A 22018-nucleotide genomic window follows, 5' to 3' on the forward strand; every position below is an offset into this window, starting at 1 on the left:
TGCAGAATCACTCTGCAGCTTTTTTATTTAAATATAAAATTAAAACCTTGCCAAAAACTCAAAAAAAACTATATTTGTCAGTCTTAACAAAAATTAACAATAGAATGGATAATATTGAAGCATTAAGTCCGAAACCGGATGAATTTGTAGAGAATAAGAATTCAAGGCATCCAAAGGGATTGTGGGTTCTTTTTGGAACAGAAATGTGGGAGCGTTTCAACTTTTATGGGATGAGAGCCCTTTTGACGCTCTTTATGGTAAATTCCTTATTAATAAAAGAAGCTGATGCGGCAATCATTTACGGTGGATTTTTAGCTTTATGTTATTTAACTCCTCTTTTAGGAGGATTTATTGCGGATAAATATATCGGAAACAGAAATGCCATCTTAATCGGTGGATCTTTAATGGCTATCGGCCAGTTTCTCCTATTTATCAGTGCCTCTACTTTCTCTGCCGATCTGGGCAGTTCTAAAATGATCATGTGGCTGGCTTTATTCGTTATCATTTTCGGTAATGGATTTTTCAAGCCTAACATTTCCTCAATGGTGGGAAGTCTTTATCCTAAGCAGGAGAAATCTAAATTAGACTCAGCTTTTACGATTTTCTATATGGGGATCAACATCGGAGCATTCCTGGGACAGTTCATCTGCCCTTACGTGGGAGATGTGAAAGATGCAGCCACTGGAGTAAGAGATATTTTTGCTTTTAAATGGGGATTCTTAGCGGCTTCAATTGCAATGATAATTGGAACGATAACATTCTTTATTCTTAAAAATAAATATGTGGTAACACCGGAAGGAAGACCTATCGGTGGGTTGCCTAAGAATAATACAAGTGCAGACTTTGAAGAAGGTGAAACTCAGACAGCAAAATTCTCAGGAACATCTTTAGGGATTACCGGATTTTTATTTGTCGTTTTATTCTTTGTCTTCAGATACCTGCTGGTAGGAGAATTTGGATTTAAAGCAGTTGAAATGGGGCAAATGATCAAGGGAATCATTTATCCTTTCATCTATGCGGCTGGTATTTCTTTAGCCTTCCTTATCATGAGTTCTGCAGAAAACAAGATTGAAAGACAAAGAATCTGGGTAATCTATATTGTATCCTTCTTTATCATTTTCTTCTGGGCAGCTTTCGAGCAGGCAGGATCTTCATTAACCTTTATCGCAGATAATCAAACAGACAGAAATATTTTCGGATGGAATATGCCGCCTTCAATGGTTCAGATCTTCAACGGTATTTTCGTTGTTTTATTAGCAGTTCCATTCAGTTTAACATGGGATAAATTGAGAACAAAAGGAAGAGAGCCCGTGTCTCCTTTCAAGCAGGCAATGGGATTAGCATTGATTGCTCTTTCTTATTTCATCATTGCACACAACGTAAAAGATCTTGGAAATTCAGGATTATTGGCCATCAAATGGTTAATGCTTCTTTATTTCATCCAGACTTGTGGTGAACTATGTTTATCTCCAATCGGTTTATCATTGGTAGGTAAGCTTGCACCAAAGAGATTTGCCTCTTTATTATATGGTGTCTTCTTTATTTCCAATGCTGCAGGTTATGCTTTGGCAGGTTCATTAGGAGCACTTATTCCGGCTACAGGTGATAAATTCACTAAAGCACAAGAAATAGGAGTTAATCTTCAGGATGTTTTAGATAAAAAAGTAACATTGACTGCTGATCAGGCAGCAGCATTTGAGAAAGCTCAGTTACCATTGCAAAATCCTACATTTGCAGGATTTGAGATCCACAACCTATTCGAATTCTTTATGGTATTCGTAGTACTTTGTGGTATCGCAGCTGTCATTTTGGCGTTACTTTCTCCAATCTTAAAGAAAATGATGCACGGTGTAAAATAACCACATCAATAAAATACAATAAAACCTCTGCTAAGTCGGAGGTTTTTTTTATTTTCGTATGATGGAAATTTCCGAAGATTCTTTATTTCAATCCGTAAAGGAAATTATTAGGCAGTCGCGCGAAAAAGTGTTTCGGATAGCGAATTCTACTTTACTGCTTACTTACTGGCAGATCGGACAACTGATCGTAGAAGATGAGCAACAGGGAAAAGAACGCGCTGAATACGGAAAGCAAACATTAAAAAATCTTTCTAAAAAACTTTCTCTGGAATTTGGAAAAGGTTTTGATGAAAGTAATTTAAGAAATATGCGGTCTTTTTATCAGGCATTTCCAATTTGCGACGCATTGCGTCACGAATTGAGTTGGACCCATTACAGATTACTGATAAGACTTGATCACATTGATAAAATGAACTATTACATCAATGAAGCCGTCCAAAATAACTGGAATTACAGAGACTTGAAAAGACAGATCAATTCACTCGCTTACGAAAGAGGAGTGTTGGAACACAAAAAATCTCCGGCAGAAAATATTCACAGCATCTTAAAAGATCCTTACATTTTTGAATTCTTAGGTTTAACACCGGATCAAAAGTTTTCTGAAAAGGAAATTGAAACAGCCATCATCGACCATATTCAAAAATTTCTTCTGGAATTCGGAAAAGGATTTGCTTTTGTGGCAAGACAGCAGCATATTTCCACGGATACTTCAGATTTTTATATTGACCTGGTTTTTTACAATTATATCCTAAAGTGCTTTGTCATTATAGACCTTAAAACAGGAGAACTCTCCCATCAGGACATCGGGCAGATCGATATGTATGTACGGATGTATGATGATCTGAAACGCGGAGAAGGAGATAATCCAACGATAGGAATTTTACTCTGTTCCGAAAAAGATGAGACCATTGTAAAGTATTCCGTTCTGAATGACAAAAACAATCTCTTTGCCAGCAAGTACCTCCTTTACCTTCCAAAAGAAGAAGAATTAAAAGAAATCATTGATCAGGACAGAATCCGTTTTGAACTGGACCAAAACAACAATAAACAACCCTAATAAAATCAATCATATACAATTATGAGCTTAACTCTAGATGAAATACAAAATTTCAAAGGAAAATATCCCAGACAGATCTGGAGCCTGTTTTTCTCTGAAATGTGGGAACGTTTCTGTTTCTACGGAATGCGCGGAATGCTAGTTTTCTTCATGATCTCACAGCTGAATTTCCATGAAAAAGAAGCTAATCTTCAATATGGCGCTACCCAAGCATTCGTATATGCCTTTACATTTGTCGGCGGTCTTTTTGCCGATAAAATCCTTGGATTCAGAAAATCACTCTTTTGGGGTGGACTTCTGATGATTGTGGGAAGTTTAATCCTGGCAGCCGATCCGCATAAATTCTTCTTCTTAGGAATAGCATTTACCGTAGTGGGAACAGGTTTCTTTAAACCTAATATCTCATCTATGGTAGGGCAGCTTTATAAACCAAACGACTCAAGAGCAGATGCGGGCTTTTCTCTTTTCTACGCAGGGATCAATCTGGGTGCTTTACTGGGTGGGTATCTATGTATTGCGATCGGTAAAGGAGAAATTCTAGGCAGTGTTATTTCAGAAGCCATGAGATGGAATGTCGCCTTTGGTCTGGCTTCTGTGGTTATGGTAATAAGTCTTATCAATTTCATTTTTACACAGAAAAGAATGGGAACTATCGGTCTTCAGCCGGGGCATCCTTTGGCGGAAGTAAAAGCTGCACCGATTCCAAAATGGAAAGAATACGGAGTATATGTTTTATCTCTTATTTTCGTTCCAATTATCATGAAAATGGTAGCCAAAACAGAATACACAGACTATTTTATGTGGACCATCGGGCCATTAACACTGATTTATCTGTTCTATGAAATGTCAAAAGTAACCGCATCAGAACGTAAAAAACTTTGGGCTGCTTTAGTTTTTATCATTTTCTCTATTGTGTTCTGGGGGATTTACGAACAGAGCGGAGGTTCTTTAAGTATTTTCGCGGCTAAAAACCTCAATAAAGATCTTCTCGGATTAGATCCGAATGGGGTAAATAACTCCGGAGGTGCATTTTTTATTATTTTCCTTGCCCCAATTATTGGTCTTCTATGGATTTGGCTGAACAAAAGAAAAATTGAGCCAAATACCATCGTTAAATTCGGTTTAGGATTTATCTTCCTGGGTATTGGATATTATGTCTTATTTGCAACCAGACTTTTTGCAGACCTTCAGGGAATTACATCTCTGAACTTTTTCACGCTGGCATTATTGATCATCACTCTTGGAGAATTGTGTCTGTCACCGATCGGATTATCGATTATGACGAAACTTTCCACCAAGAATCTTCAGGGAATGATGATGGGAATGTGGTTCCTGGCCTCGGCTTACGGACAGTATGTGGCTGGAATTATCGGAGCGGGACTTGCCACGGCAAAAAAAGGTTCTACCAACTATGATGTTTTAATCACTTATACTGATGGATATAAACAATTGGGATTATACGCGGTAATTGCCGGTGTGGTATTAATTTTGATATCTCCGTTTGTGAAAAAATTAATGCAAGATGTAAAATAAGGTAAGCGAGATTATGCTTATTTTTACGTAAAATAACAAATTATGAAGAAAGTTATAAGCATAATACTTTTACTTTTAGTAAGTTTTAGTTTCGCCCAGGTCAAATGGATGACTATTGAAGAAGCTTTAAAAGCTCAAAAGGAAAATCCAAAAAAAATCCTGATCGATTTTTATGCTGACTGGTGTGGCCCATGTAAGATCATGGATAAAAAGACTTATGGCCACGCTGTAATTGCCCAGATTTTAAATGAAAATTATTACCCTGTCAAGTTTAATGCTGAAGAAAAAAATTCTATTGAGGTTTTCGGGAGAACATTTTCCAATGATAACACTGAACATAAAAAAGGTAAAAATTCTCTGCATGAATTCACTCAATATATGAATGTAGGTGCTGTTCCAAGTACCGTGTTTCTGGATGAGAAAGGTGGTCCTATCACCATTCTTCAGGGAGAATTATCAGCAAAAGAACTTGAACCCTATTTAGAATTCATATCAAAAGATCTCTTCAAAAAGATCCGTTCCAGAGAACAATGGGAAGATTATCAGAAGAAATTCAAATCTAAAATAAAAGATTAAACTTTAAACCTCACAGGTTTCTTAAAAATATAAGGCTTTCAGAATCATCTGAAAGCCTTTTTTCCTTTACCTTCTAAATACAGTGTTTTCACCCTGCAAATTCAATAGAAACCCTCTAACTCATGTGTTGACAAATTTTAATCTTTGTTAAGAGTTAAAATACTCCAAATAATATTCACTTAACTAAAAAACAAAGACATCATGAAAAATTCAAACATCCTGAAATTGATTCTGTTTATTTTTATGTATCAATTTTCAATCGCACAAAAAGTAGAAACCGTTTCATCTGTTAGTAGACCTACAGCTATGAAGTTATCAAAAAATCAACTTACAGACGTTCCCATTGCAAAATACATGGACGGTAATATGGCTTTTTCAATACCCAAAAAGGCGCTTCAAACAGCAGTACAGGAAGCGGTAAATGGATTCAATCCAAATATTACGGTAGAAGATATTAAAATTGTAAAGTCCAATATAGACACTTACTATTTAGGGATTGTAGCAGGTAACAATTCTATGGAAAAAGCCACTATCTTTCTTCCTTTAGGTAGTACCGGAAATTCTCCTGATTATTTCTTTGTTCCCGGTCCGGGGCATGTTGTTACCTGTATTAATATCATAGGCTGTCCCAATGACTGCTCCATTGTAAAATATGGTCCCCAAAATGAACTTACAGGCTGTAATTGCGGAGGTTTCAATCCCGGCGGATCGCCTTCAAACGGAAATACATCTACTGTAGGATGTAATTTCAAGGTTAACAAATATATTTTAGAAAAGGAATTATGCATGGCCATAAAAATAAAAATCGCTGCTTTTCTGGAATAACATTCTTGTGAAAAAGCCATTATTCCAACGAAAAACCTCTTAATTTTTTTTAAGAGGTTTTTATTTATACTAAGTTTTAACGATATTCGCATTTGTAAAATTATCATCTGGAACTTAGCACATCAATAGAATACGTCAAAGGAATTGGTCCTGACAGAGCTAAACTCATCAAGAGTGTGTTGGGTCTTTCAACCGTTGATGATCTTCTGAACTTCTATCCTCTCCGCTATCTGGATAAGAGTAAAGTATTTAAAATTTCTCAGCTTGAGGAGAGCAGTATTGAAATACAGCTTAAAGGAAGAATCACTCAGGTACAGGAGGTTCAGACCGGAAAGACGAAAAGGCTTTCGGCCAAATTCAATGATGATACCGGAACGATGGATCTGGTATGGTTCCAGTATTCAAAATGGCTGAAAGAACAGCTCCCGATTAACCGGGAAGTTTATATTTTCGGGAAGATCAATGTTTTTAACCGTCAGTTTTCTATGCCTCATCCTGAAATAGAAATTGAGGAAAAAAAAGAAGGTGAAAACCGTTTGAAACCGATTTATCCAAGCTCTGAAAAGCTAACCAAAAGAGGATTGAATCAAAGGTTTTTCCAGGTTGTTTTAAGGAACATCTGCAAAGAGATTCCCAATGTCGTGGAGGAAAATTTTCCGGATTATTTAACCAAGGCTTTTAAGTTTTTATCAAGACAACACACCTTTTTAAATATCCATTTTCCAAAGGACATGGAGCACTATGAAAAGGCGGATAACAGGCTGAAGTTTGAAGAATCTTTCTTTTTTCAGCTGGGATATGCCCTTAAAAAGCTTCATCATAAAAGCCATTCCCCCGGAAATCCGTTTCCTATTGTGGGTGATCATTTTAATAATTTTTATAATCATCATATTCCTTTTGATCTTACCGGTGCACAGAAACGGGTTTTAAAGGAAATCCGTCTGGATATGAAAAGACCGGTTCAGATGAACAGACTTCTGCAGGGCGATGTAGGATCTGGAAAAACAATGGTGGCTTTGCTTACCATGCTGATTGCTATGGATAACGGTTTTCAGAGCTGTATTATGGCTCCGACTGAAATTCTGGCGCAGCAACACTATAATGGCATTAAAGAGCTTTTAGAGGCCACAGATATCAATGTACGCCTTCTGACCGGTTCCACGAAAACTTCGGAAAGAAAAATAATCCATGAAGAACTTGAAAACGGAACGTTATCTATATTGGTAGGAACACACGCTGTTCTTGAAGATAAGGTGAAGTTTAAAAACCTTGGGCTGGCTATCATTGATGAGCAGCACAGATTTGGTGTGGCACAGAGAGCTAAATTATGGGCGAAAAATAAAATCCCACCGCATATTCTGGTGATGACAGCAACGCCTATTCCAAGGACGCTGGCCATGAGCTTTTATTCTGATCTTGACGTTTCTGTGATTGATGAAATGCCGGTAGGAAGAAAACCGATCATTACCGCCCACAGACGTGAAAAAGACAGGACATATGTGTACAATTTCTGTAGGGACGAGATCAAAAAAGGGAGACAGGTTTACTTTGTGTATCCCCTGATCGAAGAATCTGAAACGTTGGATTATAAAAACCTGATGGAAGGTCTGGATCATGTTATGGATGCATTCTCCGACTATAACACCACAATGCTTCACGGAAAAATGAAGCCTGCAGAAAAAGATGCAGCTATGAATTATTTTGCCTCTGGGAAAGCGAAAATTATGGTGGCAACTACCGTGATCGAAGTTGGTGTCAACGTACCGAATGCTTCTGTAATGGTGATTGAAAGTTCGGAAAGATTCGGGCTTTCGCAGCTTCATCAGTTGCGGGGACGTGTGGGAAGAGGCGCCGAGCAGAGCTACTGTATCCTTATGACTTCTGATAAGTTATCGAAGGAAAGCAGAACCCGTATCAAGACGATGACAGAGACCAATGACGGTTTTAAAATTTCAGAGGTGGATATGCAACTCAGAGGCCCGGGAGATATTTTAGGAACGCAGCAAAGCGGAGTTGTAGATTTTAAAAGACTGGATCTTGTCAATGATTCCGCCATTATTAAAACGACAAAAAACACAGTTGATAAAATACTGGAAGTAGATCCTCTCCTGGCCAATCCGGACAATCTGATCATCAAAAACTACTACCTGAGATACTACAAAGGAAAGAATAAGTGGAGTAAAATTTCATAAAAAAAACCGCGAAAAGAAAATCTTTCCGCGGCCCCCTTATAAAACTGTTATTTAGAAGAAATTACTTTTGGTCTGTTTAAAAAAATTTATTCTAGTAGTCAGAACTTAATATCTTGTGATTTGGTGTGAAAATATTTATATATTATTTGAATCTTCAGTCCTGACTATTAAAATAAATTAAAAAAAACAAAATGAATTATTTTTCCAACTTGCTTATTATAAAAACTAACTGTTTCAAGTTGAAGGAAGTGGGAATGAAACGAATAAATACCCTTCAACTTTTTAAGTTTTCATGATTGTACCGTTTTGTTTAAAGATCTTCTATGCTTTATAGCTGGAAATAAACATAATTCATTTTGTTAAAACTAACATTGTGACTTATATCTTGATTTCTAAAATGAAATAATCTATTCTCTATCATCCATTGCTTTTTATATGACTAATTTGTGTTGCAATGTTTACATTTACAAAATTGATGATATTACGCGGATTCTCTCTTATATCATTTTAATTATTAGTTATACAATTTTCACCTTTCTGTGAATAGTATGCGTTAAATACAATTTTTAGTTTCAGGAATAAAAACTAAAAAAGTCTTTATTCATCATACTTTCATAATAAAATTATCTTTATTGAGTCCTGAAGTATGATACTGCCAGCTTATCGTAATAATTTCTGTAAGTGATTTTTTTAAGCCTTCATAACTGTCCGGCTTTCTCATAAAAATATTAGCTCCATTAACAAATATCTCTTCTATTTCGTTTTCCGAAATCTGATCCATGTATACCACAATTATTATATTACTGAGCCTTGGATCTGCTTTTATCTCATCCAGACATTCCATGCAGTTTTTTCCGGGAATATCATATTTGATGAAAACAACTTCCGGAATGATCGCTCCGTCGCTGGTAAGATATTGCATAAGATTATCACCATCCGGGAAACACTGAGACTTCACTCCTATCTTTAAATCCTTGAAAATATTTTTAAAAAATAGTATATTGCCCTCGTCATTATCTACTGCTATTACATTCAAATACTCTTTATTCATACAACATTTTGGAATTTACAGCCAACGTTTGAATCTTTCTCCTCTTTATAATGATCTTATGAAATTGGGACGGTGTGATCCCTGTCGTATTTTTGAACTGGGTACTCAAATGCGCCACACTGGAATAGTTCAGTTTATGGGCAATTTCTGTCAGGCTCTGCTTATTATTTAAGATCAGTTCCTTGGCGTACTCAATTTTCTGCTGGATAATAAAGTTTTCTATCGAAGTATATGCTACCTCCGAAAAAAGATTGGAAAGATACCCATAACTATGGTTCAGTTTTTCAGCAATATAAATAGATGCTTTTACGGGAACAGCATTTTCAGAAAAAACGAGTTCTACGATGGCATCTTTTATTTTCTGTATTAAAGCCGTCTTTTGGCTTTCAATAATCTCTATACCGTAATCTTCAAGATTCTTCTTAAAAAGATTGTGCTGCTCCTGCGTAATGGGTTCATAGAATTCCACTTCGCCAAAGTTCAGCAGACGGTATTTCAGCCCATGCTCTTTTAGCTTTTCATCCAACACTTTCTTACAGAGAGCATTGAAATCAAATTTTACATACATTTTCATCCTGATATAAGTGTGTCAAATTTCGAAGTAAATATAATAATTTATTTCATTTAAAAGTGAAATAGCGATTAATATTTTTAACACAGTGTATAAAAACAAAAAACTCCTGCATATTGAATACAGGAATTAAACACTAAGGATGAAAAAAATATACTGATAAAAAGCTGCAAAAGCTCAAAACCAAGCATATGAATGTATTATTGAAAGTGATTTGGTTCTGATACAAAGATGAACCAAAAAGAAACGTCACATGTTATAGAATTAAAATTAAATGTTACACAATTTTAAGTCAATTATTTGTGAATTAAGAATTCCATAAGGTAATCATCCATGACAAAACCACGTCCAACATCAAAAGTACCTTCATCATAAACCCTGTATCCCTGGGATTCGTAGAAGTTTCGGGCTGCATTGTATTTATTGACGTTTAAGATAATTCTTCTGTCGTCGTTTTCAGATACTTTTTCATTCAGGAACTGTAAAGCCCCTTTTCCAAAACCTTTTCCTTTACTTTCAGGAACTAAATAAATCCTGTGAAGTTTCGTTGTTCCCTCTTCATAATGATGCTGGTACCCTATAAACCCCTCATAAGACCCGGTATTTTCATCCTGAATCAAATAATAATGATAATCCATATGCTGAAAATGGCTCCCGATTTCGGCTGCGGAATACATTTCTGAAAGCATATATTCCATCTGCTCACCGGAAAGAATATCTGCGTAAGCATTTTCCCAGGATCTTCTCGCCAGATCCTGAATAAGGGGAATGTCTTTTTCTGTTGCTTCTATTAATTTCATAATTTTTATGATTAAAAAAAGTGAAAAGCCGGAACTTTTCACCTTTGGTATTTTAATGGTAATGGTCAAAGGTGAATTTTTAATTAAGTCTCAAAAATTGACTATTCACTTGCGAAGCAAAATTCACCATTCACATTTTCCCAATTGACTTTTTAAATTTTCGCCATTTCCGCTTTGATCTTAGCATAAAGACCTTCCGAAGCAGCAACTAAAGGAAGTCTCAAATAATTTTTGATGATTCCTTTTTCTGTTAAAATCACTTTAATTCCACAAGGATTTCCTTCTGCAAAAATCAATCTTGTCATTTCAACTAACTTATTGTGAATTTCATAGGCCTCTTTTACCTTTCCTTCAAAAGCCAACTGAACCATTGTAGAAAATTCTTTTGGATAGCCCTGCCCGATTACAGAAATTACACCATTTCCGCCAGCTAAAGTTACAGGCAGTGTGTATTCATCATCTCCGGAAACCAATGAAAAGCCTTCAGGTTTCTTTCTTAAAATATCAAAATACTGTAGAATATTCGGTGCCGCTTCTTTGATCATAAATAAATTCGGGAATTCATTTGCCAAACGGATCGTAGTATCGGCTTCAACATTCTGTCCTGTTCTTGACGGAACATTGTAAATAATAATATTCTTACCCGTGGAAGCCAACATTTTATAATGCTGATAAAGCCCTTCCTGATTAGGTTTGTTATAGTATGGAGATACAGAAAGTACCGCATCAAATGCTGAAAGATCTGTTTCTTCTATCTGTTTCTTGACCTCAAGAGTATGGTTTCCGCCAATTCCTAAAACCAAAGGAAGACGTTTATTATTAACCTTAATGATATGCTCAATCACCTGTTTCTTCTCCTCATCAGAAAGCGTTGCAGCTTCTGCTGTAGTTCCCAAAACAACTAAATAATTGGTTCCGTTTTCGATATTATACTCAACAAGCTTTGTTAAACTCTCGAAATCAACGGATAAATCTTCATTAAAGGGCGTTACCAACGCAACACCTACTCCTTTTAAAATGCTCATCTGTTAGAATTATTTTTGTCAAATTTAATAATTTACGGTAAGAATTTATAATAAATAATAATGTTTTATTATACATATAATTATATTTGCATATACTAAAAGATATTATGAAAAATAAATTCTTGTTACTAGGAATTGTTCTGGCTTCGCTTACTGCCTGCAAAACAGCTTCTACGCTGCAGCTGGCAGATGTAAAGACCCAGAAAAATATTTCTATTAATAATGAGCTAAAGAATGATGAGGAGTTTGTAAAAGTTATTGAACCTTATAAGCAGAAACTGGACAAGGAGATGAACCAGAAGATCTCTCATACCAGCGTAGATCTTACCAAACAAGGCGATAACAGCAATCTGGGGAATCTTTTGGCTGACTATACGTTCGATGGCGCTGATGCCTGGACGAAAACGAATCTCAAAAAAAATGTGGATGCGGCTCTGATCAATATCGGAGGTATCCGTACCACGATCGGAAAAGGAGATATTTTTCTGAAAAGCGTTTTTGAAGTAATGCCTTTCGAAAATGAAGTGATCATTGTAAAAATGAAAGGAACAGATCTGCAGGGACTTTTTGATTACTATGCAAAAACCCAGGTAAACAATCCTGTTTCTCATTTATATATAGAAACCAACAACGGACAGCTTACCCAATCCCTGATCAATGGAAAACCTATAGTTCCCGCTCAGGGCTATTATATTGCAACGTCAGATTATCTGGCTTTGGGCGGTGACAATATGAAATTCTTTTCCAAAGGAGAAGCCATTTCTACCGGAATCAAATTGAGAGATCTTTTCATTGAATATTTCAAGAAAACTTCTGAAGTGGTTCCCAATACAGATATTCGTTTAAATTTTATCGGTAAGAAATAATGGATAGAAAAAGTTTTTTAAAAGTAATAGGTGGCGGAACTTTAGCAATGTCTTTAGCTCCCCATATGATGATGGCGGAGGAATTAAAAATTCTTGATTTAAAATCCACAAACAAACTGACCATTCTTCATACCAATGACCAGCACAGCAGAATAGAACCTTTCGATGCAAGCTATACCAAGAATCCTAATCAGGGTGGTTTTGCGAGAAGGGCAAGTTTAATACAGCAGATCAGAAATCAGGAAAGCAATGTTTTGCTTCTTGATTCGGGTGATATTTTTCAGGGAACTCCTTATTTTAACTTCTTCGGAGGTGAATTGGAGTTTAAACTAATGTCTATGATGAAGTATGATGCTTCAACAATGGGAAATCATGATTTTGACAATAGTTTAGATGGATTTTTAAAAGTCCTTCCCAATGCGAAATTCCCGTTCATCTGTTCAAACTATGATTTTAAAAATACAGTTCTGGACGGTAAAACTTCACCGTACAAGATCTTTAATAAAAACGGAATAAAAGTAGGAATCTTTGGAGTGGGCATCCAGCTGGACGGCCTTGTAGGCAAAAAGCAATATGGTGAAACCGTATACTCAGATCCTGTGGATGTGGCTCAACATTATTCTAATTTCCTGAAAAATGAGCAAAAATGTGATCTTGTGATCTGCCTTTCCCATATAGGCTATGATTATAAAGATGAACCTAATAAAATAAGCGACAAAATTCTGGCTGCCAAAACTGAAAATATTGATATCATTCTCGGCGGGCATACCCACACTTTTTTACCTGAACCGCAAACCTTTACCAACAAGCAAGGTAAGAATGTTCTGGTGAACCAGGTAGGATGGGCAGGTCTTCTTCTTGGCAGAATAGATTTTTACTTTGACGCAAATAAAAACGTAAAGCATATTTCCTGGAACAACCAGGCAATAGACAGCAGCATAACCGTATAATATGAAAAAACTCTCTTTAATCTCTTTTGGTATTTTAGCCTCCCTGCAATTCATGAATGCGCAGGTCATTTCATCAAAAAAATGGACGGATCATTTTTCCTATAACAATGTCTTGGCCATGAAGGAAGACAACGGGAAAATTGTTGCCGCAACAGAAAATGGGGTATTCTACTATACCATTGCAACGGGAGAGATTACAAAGCTGTCAAAAGCAAACGGCCTCCATGACATTAATATCTCCGCCTTCGACTATAATCCACAGACTAAAATAGGAGTGGTAGGATATGCGAATGGTTCTATGGATATTATTACTCCTCAAGAGGTCAAATATGTTGTTGATATTCCTATCGCGACAGGCTACAGTGGGAGTAAAAGAATCAATCATATTTCTATTACGGGAGATCAGGCTGTAGTTTCAGTGGGCTATGGAGTTTCAGTATTTAACCTGAAAAAGCTAGAATTTGGAGATTCTGCATTCTTTGTAAATGGTGGGGTATATGAAGCCAGCAATGAAGCAACTATTTTCGGGAACAAAATTTATTCTGTAACAAATACAGGTCTGAAAAGCCACGAAATGAATACAACATTTCCTGTTTTTTCTACATGGACTACCGAAATACCGGGATCATTCAAGCATATTGATGCAGAATCCTCTTCCCTTATTTTTTCTTCGGCAACTTCTGCCTTTATCTATAATAACGGAACAGGCACTCCCCTTCCTGCAACTTTTGGAGGGATCAAGGACATTGTTTTAAGTTCAAATAATATCGTAGTCACAGACAACAGAATTTATACATTTAGCTTAAACGGAGTATCTCTAAATGCAGCCAGCATGGGAGAAGACTGTAATACGGGTATAACAGTCAACGGAAAAATTTACGGGGGAACAATGGTGTCCGGGATAAAAGAAGAGAGCGGTACGACCTATAAACCTTCAGGTCCTTATTCAAACTCTGCCTATAAGATTAACCTGTACGATAACAATCAAATGTTGGTATCATCAGGATCCAGAGAGAACAGATTTAACCAGCCACCTGTCATTCCAAACAAAGCAGGATTCTATTATTTTAACGGTACCGACTGGATGCGTCCTTCTTTTTTTTCAACGAGTCCTATCATTACCAATGTATTGGATGCCGTATTCAACCCTGCTGACAACAGTGAAATATTTTTCACAAACTACACGGTTACTGCTCAGGGGGTCTATAAAATGAAATATAACGCCAATACTAAAGATTTCGATTTTGTAAAGAGCTATAATCTGGGATCTCCCGGAGATTTCTCGCATCGTCCTGTGGGCTTTGCCAGTGATCCTCAGAATAATCTTTTTGTCTCTTTCGGTTTCAATTATGGAAACCCCTCTATAGGTATTTATGACAGAGGAACCGATGATTTTACTATAAAAAAATTCGGAATATCAAGTGTTGCCACACAAACACCTATTTGCTATGAGAATATGTTGTGGCTGCCACTCCCAAGAACAAATAACTTCATTGTATACGATTATAAAAATGCAGCCAATCTTTCTGATGATGTAGATTATATATTAACAGATGCCAACGGATTCGCCGGAAACTCAAAAGGAACATTATCTGTAGCATTTGGTAAATCAGGAGATGCCTGGATCGGTACCGACAGTGGCTTAAGAATATTATCTAACGCTGCTGCAGAAATAAAAACCCCGAATCCCAAGGTAGAACCTATCATTATAGAACAGGGCGGACTTGGAGAAGAGCTTTTCAGGGATGGTCAGGTATTACAAATAGAAGTAGATGCAGGAGATCATAAGTGGGTTTCTGTAGACGGAGGTGGTGTATACTACCTTTCTTCTGACGGGCAGCAGACCATCAAACATTTCACAAAAGAAAATTCGCCTCTTCCGACGAATTCTGTTACCGATATAAAGGTTGACAGGAAAACAGGAAAAGTATATTTTGTTACATTTAACGGTATTGTAGCCTATCAGGGAGATGTAGGAGACGTAACATCCAACTTCGGAAATGTACTGGTTTATCCAAATCCTGTGGTGTATTCAAACTTTAAAGGAAAAGTTACCATTAAAGGGCTTGCCGAAAAAACAAATATCAGAATCGCAGACGCAGCAGGAAATGTAATACATTCTGCAGTGGCCAGAGGAGGTTATTATGAATGGGATCTTAACAATATGAAAGGGAACAGAGTAGCTTCCGGAATTTATTTTGTATTGATGACCAATGAGGACGGATCAGATAAAGCTACCGCAAAAATAGCTGTGGTCAATTAATGAATTCACAAAACGGATTTTTATTATCATTCATAAAATATGGCGAAAATGATGCAGTTCTGCATTGTTTTACAGAAGAGGATGGCTTTCAAACCTATTTCGTAAAGGGCATTTACGCTAAAAGAAATAAAAAGAAAGCCCTGCTTCAGCCTTTAAGCATGCTCAGCTTTACCATTAATCCCACGAGAGGCAACGGAATACCGTCAGTTTCAAGATTTGAGCTGGTGAAAAACCACGATATGTATATGGATATTAAAGCCAATACCGTCATATTTTTCATCTCAGACTTTCTGAATCAGGTTTTAAGACACGAAAATAAAAACTCCAGTTTATTTTTCAGTATCGATGAATTTGTCAATGAACTGAACGGCAAAAACTATCAGTGTCATCTGCTTTTTTTAATTACCATATTAAAAATTCAGGGAGTGGCGCCACTGATTAATGACGGACCCTATTTGGATCCGGAAACCGGAATGTTCTCTATTTCTCCTTCGCACCATCTGTTTACTGAAGAAATATCAGCCATCTGGAAAACAGCGCTCTGCTCAGAAAATCTCTATACCACCAAGATTCATTCCTCTTTAAGAAAGGATTTCCTGGACAGCCTTCTGGTCTATTATCATTACCATATTACAGATTTCAAAGTCCCAACTTCGCTGGAAGTTATTCAGCAGATTTTTGAATAAGAAAGTAAGGATGCTCGAGACAAAGTTTTCGAGGAGTATCACTGGTATCCTTGTCAAGGTTTAGAATCCTTGACAAGGATTGTTAAAATTGAACGAAAATAGCATCAATCTAAGCACAGCAATCTACGCTAAAAATAGCTTTCACTTTCCCTCTTACACTCCCTTCACTTCTCCTGGCATTTCCGTTTCAGACTCCGCGATTTCTTTTTTTGAGAATCTTGGCTGTAATATTTTTGCAATAAGACCAGTCCAACCAGTTTGATGGGAAGCTCCTACTCCCCTTCCACTGTCACCATGAAAGTATTCGTAAAACAAAATATAATCCTTAAAATCCGGATCTGTCTGAAATCTTTCATACTGGCCATTCACCGGACGTCTTCCATTGCCATCCTTTAAAAAGATCTTGGACAGTCTTTTACTTAAAGAATCTGCAATTTGATCCAGGTTAGAATAATTTCCGCTTCCGGTAGGATACTCTACCATAAAATCTGGGCTGTAATAGAAGAAAAATCGCTGAAGGCTTTCAATGATCAGAAAATTAATCGGAAACCAGATGGGTCCCCGCCAATTGCTGTTTCCTCCGAAAAGACCGCTATCGCTTTCTGCAGGGGTATATTTTACACAGTAATCTGTCCCATTCAGGTTTAATGTATAGGGATTCTGTTCGTATTCTTTGGACAATGCCCGGATTCCATAATCACTTAAAAATTCCTCAGCATTCAGCATTCTTTTCAGTAATCTCTTTAAACGGTGTCCGCGGAGGAGTGACAGAAGGTGTTTGGAATCCTGTCCTTTCACTTCCCATCTTGATACAAGCGATGCCAGTTCAGGTTTATTTTCAAGGACCCATTGCATCCTTTTTTTAAAATTGGGGAGTTTTTCGATCATTTCATCATCGATCACCTCAACGGCAAACATGGGAATCAGACCTACAATCGTCCGAAGCCTTAGATACATATGATTACCATCACCGGAAGCAATAGCATCATAGAAAAATTCATCTTCCTGATCCCAAAGGCTGAATTCTTCGTCCCCCATATTATCCAGGGAATTGGCAATAGAAAGGAAATGTTCAAAGAACTTCATCGCCATCTCTTCATAGACATTGTTGTACAGAGCCAGTTCGAGAGCAATTCTCATCATATTCAGGGCAAACATGGCCATCCAGCTCGTTCCGTCTGACTGTTCCAGCTGTTCACCGTTCGGAAGCGTCGTATTGCGGTCAAAAACGCCAATATTATCGAGTCCTAAAAAGCCTCCTTCAAAAATATTATTCCCATTGCTGTCTTTTTTATTGACCCACCATGTAAAATTCATGAGCAACTTTTGGAAGGCACTTTCCAAAAACTGAATATCCGGCTTTCCTTTGATGTATTCATCGATTTTAAATACTCTGAAAACAGCCCAGGCATGAACAGGAGGGTTCACATCACTTAAATTCCATTCATAGGCGGGAAGCTGGCCGTTAGGATGCATGTACCATTCAAACAGGAAAAGTTTCAATTGGTATTTTGCAAAATCAGGATCGATTAATGAAAAACTGATTGTATGAAACGCCAGATCCCATGTCGCATACCATGGATACTCCCATTTATCCGGCATTGAAATAATATGTTCATTATTGAGATGCTTCCAGTCGTAATTCCGGATCTTCTCACGGGATTTAGGAGGTGCCATTTCTGCAGGATCTCCTTTCAGCCATTTTTCTACATTGTAATGATAAAACATTTTGTTCCAGAGCATTCCGGCAAAAGCCTGTCTCTGAACCATTTTTTCATCATCCGACTCAATCCCTTTCTGAATTTCAGCATAAAATTCATCTGCTTCATTTTTCCTCAACTCAAAAATTTCTTCGAAATCAGCGAACGGTTCTTTTAATTCCTTAGCTGTTATTCTAAATTCAAAAGTTTTTGATTCTCTGCCTTTCAGTATTTCATCAATAAAAAAAGATGCTTTAGTTCCGGTGCCTTTGGGGTTGACGGCCTGAGAATTTCCGTTAATGACAAAATCATTAATTCCGTCTTTGCAGTATTTTGCTTCATTGGCAGATTGATACAGTCTTTCGGTATTGGTCTCATTGTTACAGAACAGGGTCTTCAGCGACTGCTTGGCATAGAAATTTTTAATTTCAAGCTCCTTATGATCAATCGCAATATGTTCTGCCTCTTCGCTGTTCAACTGAGGTTTATAGTCATCGTACCCCCAATTCCAGGTATTTCTAAACCATATTGTCGGCAGTATGGTAATTGGAGCTTCTTTTTCAGATTTATTAACTACTGTAAGCTTAACCAGGATATCATGTTCACTTTCTTTAGCATATTCAATGAACAGGTCAAAATATTCATTCTGATCAAAAATTCCGGTATCAATCAATTCATATTCAGGCTCATCTTTACTTCTTTCTGCATTGGTTTTTAACAGATCTTCATAGGGGAAAGCATTCTGTGGATATTTATACAACATCTTCATATAAGAATGTGTTGGGGTAGAATCCAGATAATAGAAATACTCCTTGACGTCTTCCCCGTGATTTCCCTGTCCGTTGGTAAGACCGAAAAAACGTTCTTTGACCATCCTGTCTTTTTTGTTCCAGAATCCTATGGAAAAGACCAGTTTCTGAAGATCATCACAGATCCCGCAAATACCTTCCTCACCCCATCGGTACGTTTTGGCTTCTGCCGTATCATGGTTGGTGTAGTTCCATGCATCCCCGTTTCCGCTGTAATCTTCACGAACAAGCCCCCATTCGCGGTTGCTTACGTATGGTCCCCATTTTTTCCATAAAATTTCTGAAAGTCTTTGTTTTTCGGACATGTGTTGTTTTTTTTGTAAAATTTATTGATGAATAGAGATAAGAATTAAGAGAAAAGACGTGAGACATGAGACTTCAGATTTCAGATTATAAAATAGAAACTTTAATTACTGACAACAAGCAAACTAGCAACCATTTCACTCTCAAACCCCGAAACCCGCACCGCGTCTACCCTCCTGTAGAAAAGCTTTCGAAAGTGGTCATTCCGCCATCTACAAAAATGCTGGTTCCGGTGATATAATCTGCCAGGTCACTTGCCAGAAAAGCTGCTAAATTTCCAATATCCTGCGGCTGTCCGATTCTGTTGTAGGGAATAAGGTTCAGCAAAGAATTCAAAGCTTCAGGTGTACTCCATGCATCTTTATTGATTGGTGTCTGAATAGCACCGGGACAGATAGAATTGACCCTGATCTTATCGGCTCCATATTCCTGTGCAAGAGTTTGCATCAGCATTCTTATGGCACCTTTGCTGGATGCATAATTGGCATGTCCTGCCCAGGGGATAATTTCGTGAACGGAACTGATATGAATGATTTTCCCACAGGCAATGGAACGGGACGGGTCTATACCCCGGCGCAGAAATTCTTTGATCGCTTCACGGGCACATAGAAACTGTCCGGTGAGATTCACTCCTATCACTGCATTCCACTGGTCGATGGTCATTTCGGTAAATTTTGCATCTTTCTGAATTCCTGCATTATTGATAAGGATATCTACGGTTCCGAATTGGGAAACGGTATCCTGAAACATTTTGATCACCTGATCTTCTTTGGAGACATCACACTGGTAGGTGATTCCTTTTCCACCGGCATCTGTAATTTCTTTTAAAACGGCTTTCGCTTCATCCGTTGATCTTTCTGAAGAATGGTTGACAATAACTGTTGCACCCGCAGAAGCCAGAGATTTTGCAATTCCAGAGCCTATTCCGCTGGACGCTCCAGTAACGACCGCTACCTGATTACGAAGTGATATTTCCATATTTTATTATTTGATGTTACTCAAAGTTATGGAAACAATTCAGCAGGATGGAATTATTAAATTTAAAGTTTTCTTAAAGTTTTTTATACATCAGGTATTGCGGACCACTTCTTCCCATTCTGCTTTTTCCGTCGTACAAATACCCTGTTTGCAGATAAATATGATAGGCTGACCCATTTTTCTGATTAACTGCCAGAACAATTTCGTCGCAACCGGGAAAATTATTCTTCACAAACTCATCCACGATCTGCATGGCAGCTTTTCCTATTCCTTTTCCCTGTAAGATGGGATTTATGGATAAAGACCTCAGCAAAACAGATTTATTATTATCTGTCAGTTCGAACTTATCATCCCCAAAATCCAGCACGAAAAATCCTGACGGTTGCTGGTTTTCAAAAACAGTCATTGCAAAAGCTTTAGCGTCATTCCTCTCCTTTATTCTTTCCAAAGCCTGTTCTACTGTTGAAGTATACTGTTTCTGATTTTCATCCATAGCATAATTAAGTGCGGCGAAATCTTCCGGTTTAAAAAAATCTAAGCTGACCATATTCTTAATGATGATAAATATCCTGATACATGACACCAGCCCTGATCTCTACCGGAATTTTGTTGTCTTCCGGAACAATTGGACAATTGTAATCGTAGGCATTATAGGCACAGTAAGGTTGATAGGATTGATTGAAATCCAAAACAATCGTATTTCCTTTTGGAATTTTCAGATCCATATATTTTCCACCGCCGTAGGTTTCTTTTTCGTTGGTAGCATCCCGAAAGGGAAGAAAAAGGTGGTCTTTATATTTTTCCTGCTTAATCAGGTCGAGACTCTGGTACAAAGTCAGGGTGTAAGATTTTCCATCGAGTTCAAATGTTGCTTTTCCGTATTCACGATAAGACTTGGTTTTACCGGAAGAGGTAGGAAGTTCAAAAGGCTGGGGATCTTCAGTTTTACTGAATTTTGCAGTCACTCTGTATTTTAAATCTACAGGAAAGAATGGATGTTTTTTAAAATTGGTAAAATGGTCTCCGCGTAAAGGTGTTTCCTTTGGATTAAGATATTCCGCATTGAGTTCTTTCTGAAATTTTTTGATCTCTTTAATCTCCTTTAAAGCTGTTTTTTGAGCAAAGATAAACAGCGGAGACAACAGAAGTATGATTAACATTTTTTTCATGAACGCTTCAAATTATGAGTAAAACTATGAATTTTTCATGGCATGAAAAGTTAAAATTGTAATAAAAAGGCACAATCTGTTTTAAATAATCTGTGTTCTATTTTCTTTAGCATATTTTTTGACCCATAGCGGGTATGGACAGAAAGAAATTCATCAAGACGGGCATTCTCGCAGTATCAGGTTTTTATTTCCTTAACGCTAACCTGTTTCAGGCGATGCAGCCCGAAACCAACAGCCGGGAGAAAGAGGTCATAGATGCTCCAATACTTGTTATCGGCAGCGGATATGGAGGTGCGGTTTCGGCCTTACGTCTTTGTGAAGCCGGAAAAAAAGTGGTAATGCTTGAAATGGGTCTCAACTGGGAAAAATCCGGAATCCCATTTTCCAATATGCTGAAACCCGGGAAAAGTGCAGCATGGCTGAAAAAGAAAACCATTGCTCCGTTTATGAATATTTTTTCTTTAACGCCTTTTACCGGAACGCTGGACAGGATGGATTTTGAGCATATCAATATCTGGGTTGGACGGGGTGTTGGCGGCGGTTCTCTGGTCAACGGTGGAATGGCCGTTACTCCCAAGGAAAGTTACTTTAAAGAAATTTTTCCTGATCTGGATGCTGAAAAGTTTTACAACACTTACTTCCCTTTAGTTCATAAAGAAATAAACTACCCCGGGGCAGAGCCCAATGTCATTAAGATATGGATTTAATACGTTGATTATCAGTTATTTTAATTGTTTTTTTGGTTTGTTTTTTGTATATTTAACAGTGAATCAAGCAGTTAAATCGAGAAGAAAAAAAGTAAATG

General features: G+C 37.3%; 19 protein-coding genes. 11 read left to right on the plus strand and 8 right to left on the minus strand.

Features of this window, described 5'->3' with window-relative positions; genetic code table 11:
• Window positions 1-104 precede the first annotated feature (104 nt).
• From HHL23_RS17675 to recG, 6 genes are all read left to right on the plus strand, one after another.
• On the plus strand, window positions 105-1859 hold the full coding sequence (locus tag HHL23_RS17675; protein ID WP_169236104.1) for a peptide MFS transporter: 1755 nt from the start codon (window positions 105-107) through the stop codon (window positions 1857-1859).
• A gap of 58 nt (window positions 1860-1917) precedes the next feature.
• Complete coding sequence (locus HHL23_RS17680; RefSeq protein WP_169236105.1) at window positions 1918-2916, plus strand: PDDEXK nuclease domain-containing protein; 999 nt, start codon at window positions 1918-1920, stop codon at window positions 2914-2916.
• 21 nt (window positions 2917-2937) lie between these two features.
• Complete coding sequence (locus HHL23_RS17685) at window positions 2938-4449, plus strand: peptide MFS transporter (RefSeq protein WP_169236106.1); 1512 nt, start codon at window positions 2938-2940, stop codon at window positions 4447-4449.
• 42 nt (window positions 4450-4491) lie between these two features.
• Complete coding sequence (locus HHL23_RS17690) at window positions 4492-5025, plus strand: thioredoxin family protein (protein WP_169236107.1); 534 nt, start codon at window positions 4492-4494, stop codon at window positions 5023-5025.
• A gap of 201 nt (window positions 5026-5226) precedes the next feature.
• Window positions 5227-5850 carry a hypothetical protein gene (locus tag HHL23_RS17695; RefSeq protein ID WP_169236108.1) on the plus strand — a complete coding sequence of 208 codons (624 nt, stop codon included), beginning with the start codon at window positions 5227-5229 and terminating at the stop codon, window positions 5848-5850.
• A gap of 107 nt (window positions 5851-5957) precedes the next feature.
• Window positions 5958-8042, plus strand: a complete 2085-nt coding sequence (gene recG, locus HHL23_RS17700; protein WP_169236121.1) for an ATP-dependent DNA helicase RecG — start codon at window positions 5958-5960, stop codon at window positions 8040-8042.
• Between the two features lie 604 nt (window positions 8043-8646).
• On the opposite strand, the gene HHL23_RS17705 is transcribed toward recG, so the two are convergent.
• From HHL23_RS17705 to dapA, 4 genes are all read right to left on the minus strand, one after another.
• Window positions 8647-9093: a response regulator gene (locus HHL23_RS17705; RefSeq protein ID WP_169236109.1), complete on the minus strand. Its 447-nt coding sequence runs from the start codon at window positions 9091-9093 to the stop codon at window positions 8647-8649.
• Window positions 9086-9667, minus strand: coding sequence for a helix-turn-helix domain-containing protein (locus HHL23_RS17710; RefSeq protein ID WP_169236110.1), 582 nt, complete (start codon window positions 9665-9667; stop codon window positions 9086-9088). Before HHL23_RS17710 ends, HHL23_RS17705 begins: the two co-directional genes overlap by 8 nt.
• A gap of 293 nt (window positions 9668-9960) precedes the next feature.
• Window positions 9961-10464 carry a GNAT family N-acetyltransferase gene (locus HHL23_RS17715; RefSeq protein WP_169236111.1) on the minus strand — a complete coding sequence of 168 codons (504 nt, stop codon included), beginning with the start codon at window positions 10462-10464 and terminating at the stop codon, window positions 9961-9963.
• A 152-nt stretch (window positions 10465-10616) separates the two neighbouring features.
• On the minus strand, window positions 10617-11489 hold the full coding sequence (dapA, locus tag HHL23_RS17720) for a 4-hydroxy-tetrahydrodipicolinate synthase (protein ID WP_169236112.1): 873 nt from the start codon (window positions 11487-11489) through the stop codon (window positions 10617-10619).
• 107 nt (window positions 11490-11596) lie between these two features.
• On the opposite strand from dapA, the gene HHL23_RS17725 reads away from it, so the two are divergent.
• The 4 genes from HHL23_RS17725 to recO are packed head-to-tail and all read left to right on the plus strand — an operon-like array spanning window position 11597 to window position 16254.
• Window positions 11597-12355: a 5'-nucleotidase C-terminal domain-containing protein gene (locus tag HHL23_RS17725; protein ID WP_169236113.1), complete on the plus strand. Its 759-nt coding sequence runs from the start codon at window positions 11597-11599 to the stop codon at window positions 12353-12355.
• Entirely contained in the window at window positions 12355-13305 is a 951-nt protein-coding gene (locus tag HHL23_RS17730; protein ID WP_169236114.1) for a bifunctional metallophosphatase/5'-nucleotidase, read from the plus strand. Before HHL23_RS17725 ends, HHL23_RS17730 begins: the two co-directional genes overlap by 1 nt.
• 1 nt (window position 13306) lies before the next feature.
• On the plus strand, window positions 13307-15568 hold the full coding sequence (porZ, locus tag HHL23_RS17735) for a type IX secretion system anionic LPS delivery protein PorZ (RefSeq protein WP_185194892.1): 2262 nt from the start codon (window positions 13307-13309) through the stop codon (window positions 15566-15568).
• On the plus strand, window positions 15568-16254 hold the full coding sequence (gene recO / locus HHL23_RS17740; protein ID WP_169236115.1) for a DNA repair protein RecO: 687 nt from the start codon (window positions 15568-15570) through the stop codon (window positions 16252-16254). The genes porZ and recO overlap by 1 nt, the downstream gene beginning before the upstream one ends.
• Window positions 16255-16407: 153 nt before the next feature.
• On the opposite strand, the gene HHL23_RS17745 is transcribed toward recO, so the two are convergent.
• The 4 genes from HHL23_RS17745 to HHL23_RS17760 form a co-directional block, all read right to left on the minus strand.
• Complete coding sequence (locus HHL23_RS17745; protein ID WP_169236116.1) at window positions 16408-19068, minus strand: MGH1-like glycoside hydrolase domain-containing protein; 2661 nt, start codon at window positions 19066-19068, stop codon at window positions 16408-16410.
• A gap of 166 nt (window positions 19069-19234) precedes the next feature.
• Window positions 19235-20044: a glucose 1-dehydrogenase gene (locus HHL23_RS17750; protein WP_169236117.1), complete on the minus strand. Its 810-nt coding sequence runs from the start codon at window positions 20042-20044 to the stop codon at window positions 19235-19237.
• Between the two features lie 73 nt (window positions 20045-20117).
• On the minus strand, window positions 20118-20591 hold the full coding sequence (locus HHL23_RS17755; protein WP_169236118.1) for a GNAT family N-acetyltransferase: 474 nt from the start codon (window positions 20589-20591) through the stop codon (window positions 20118-20120).
• A gap of 4 nt (window positions 20592-20595) precedes the next feature.
• Window positions 20596-21204, minus strand: a complete 609-nt coding sequence (locus HHL23_RS17760; protein ID WP_317174713.1) for a DUF1684 domain-containing protein — start codon at window positions 21202-21204, stop codon at window positions 20596-20598.
• A 143-nt stretch (window positions 21205-21347) separates the two neighbouring features.
• Here HHL23_RS17760 and HHL23_RS17765 point away from each other — a divergent pair, with 143 nt between their 5' ends.
• Window positions 21348-21920, plus strand: coding sequence for a GMC family oxidoreductase N-terminal domain-containing protein (locus HHL23_RS17765; RefSeq protein WP_228464825.1), 573 nt, complete (start codon window positions 21348-21350; stop codon window positions 21918-21920).
• The last annotated feature ends 98 nt before the right edge of the window (window positions 21921-22018 follow it).

It is taken from the genome of Chryseobacterium antibioticum, assembly GCF_012927325.1.
GTDB classification, from domain to species: domain Bacteria; phylum Bacteroidota; class Bacteroidia; order Flavobacteriales; family Weeksellaceae; genus Chryseobacterium; species Chryseobacterium antibioticum.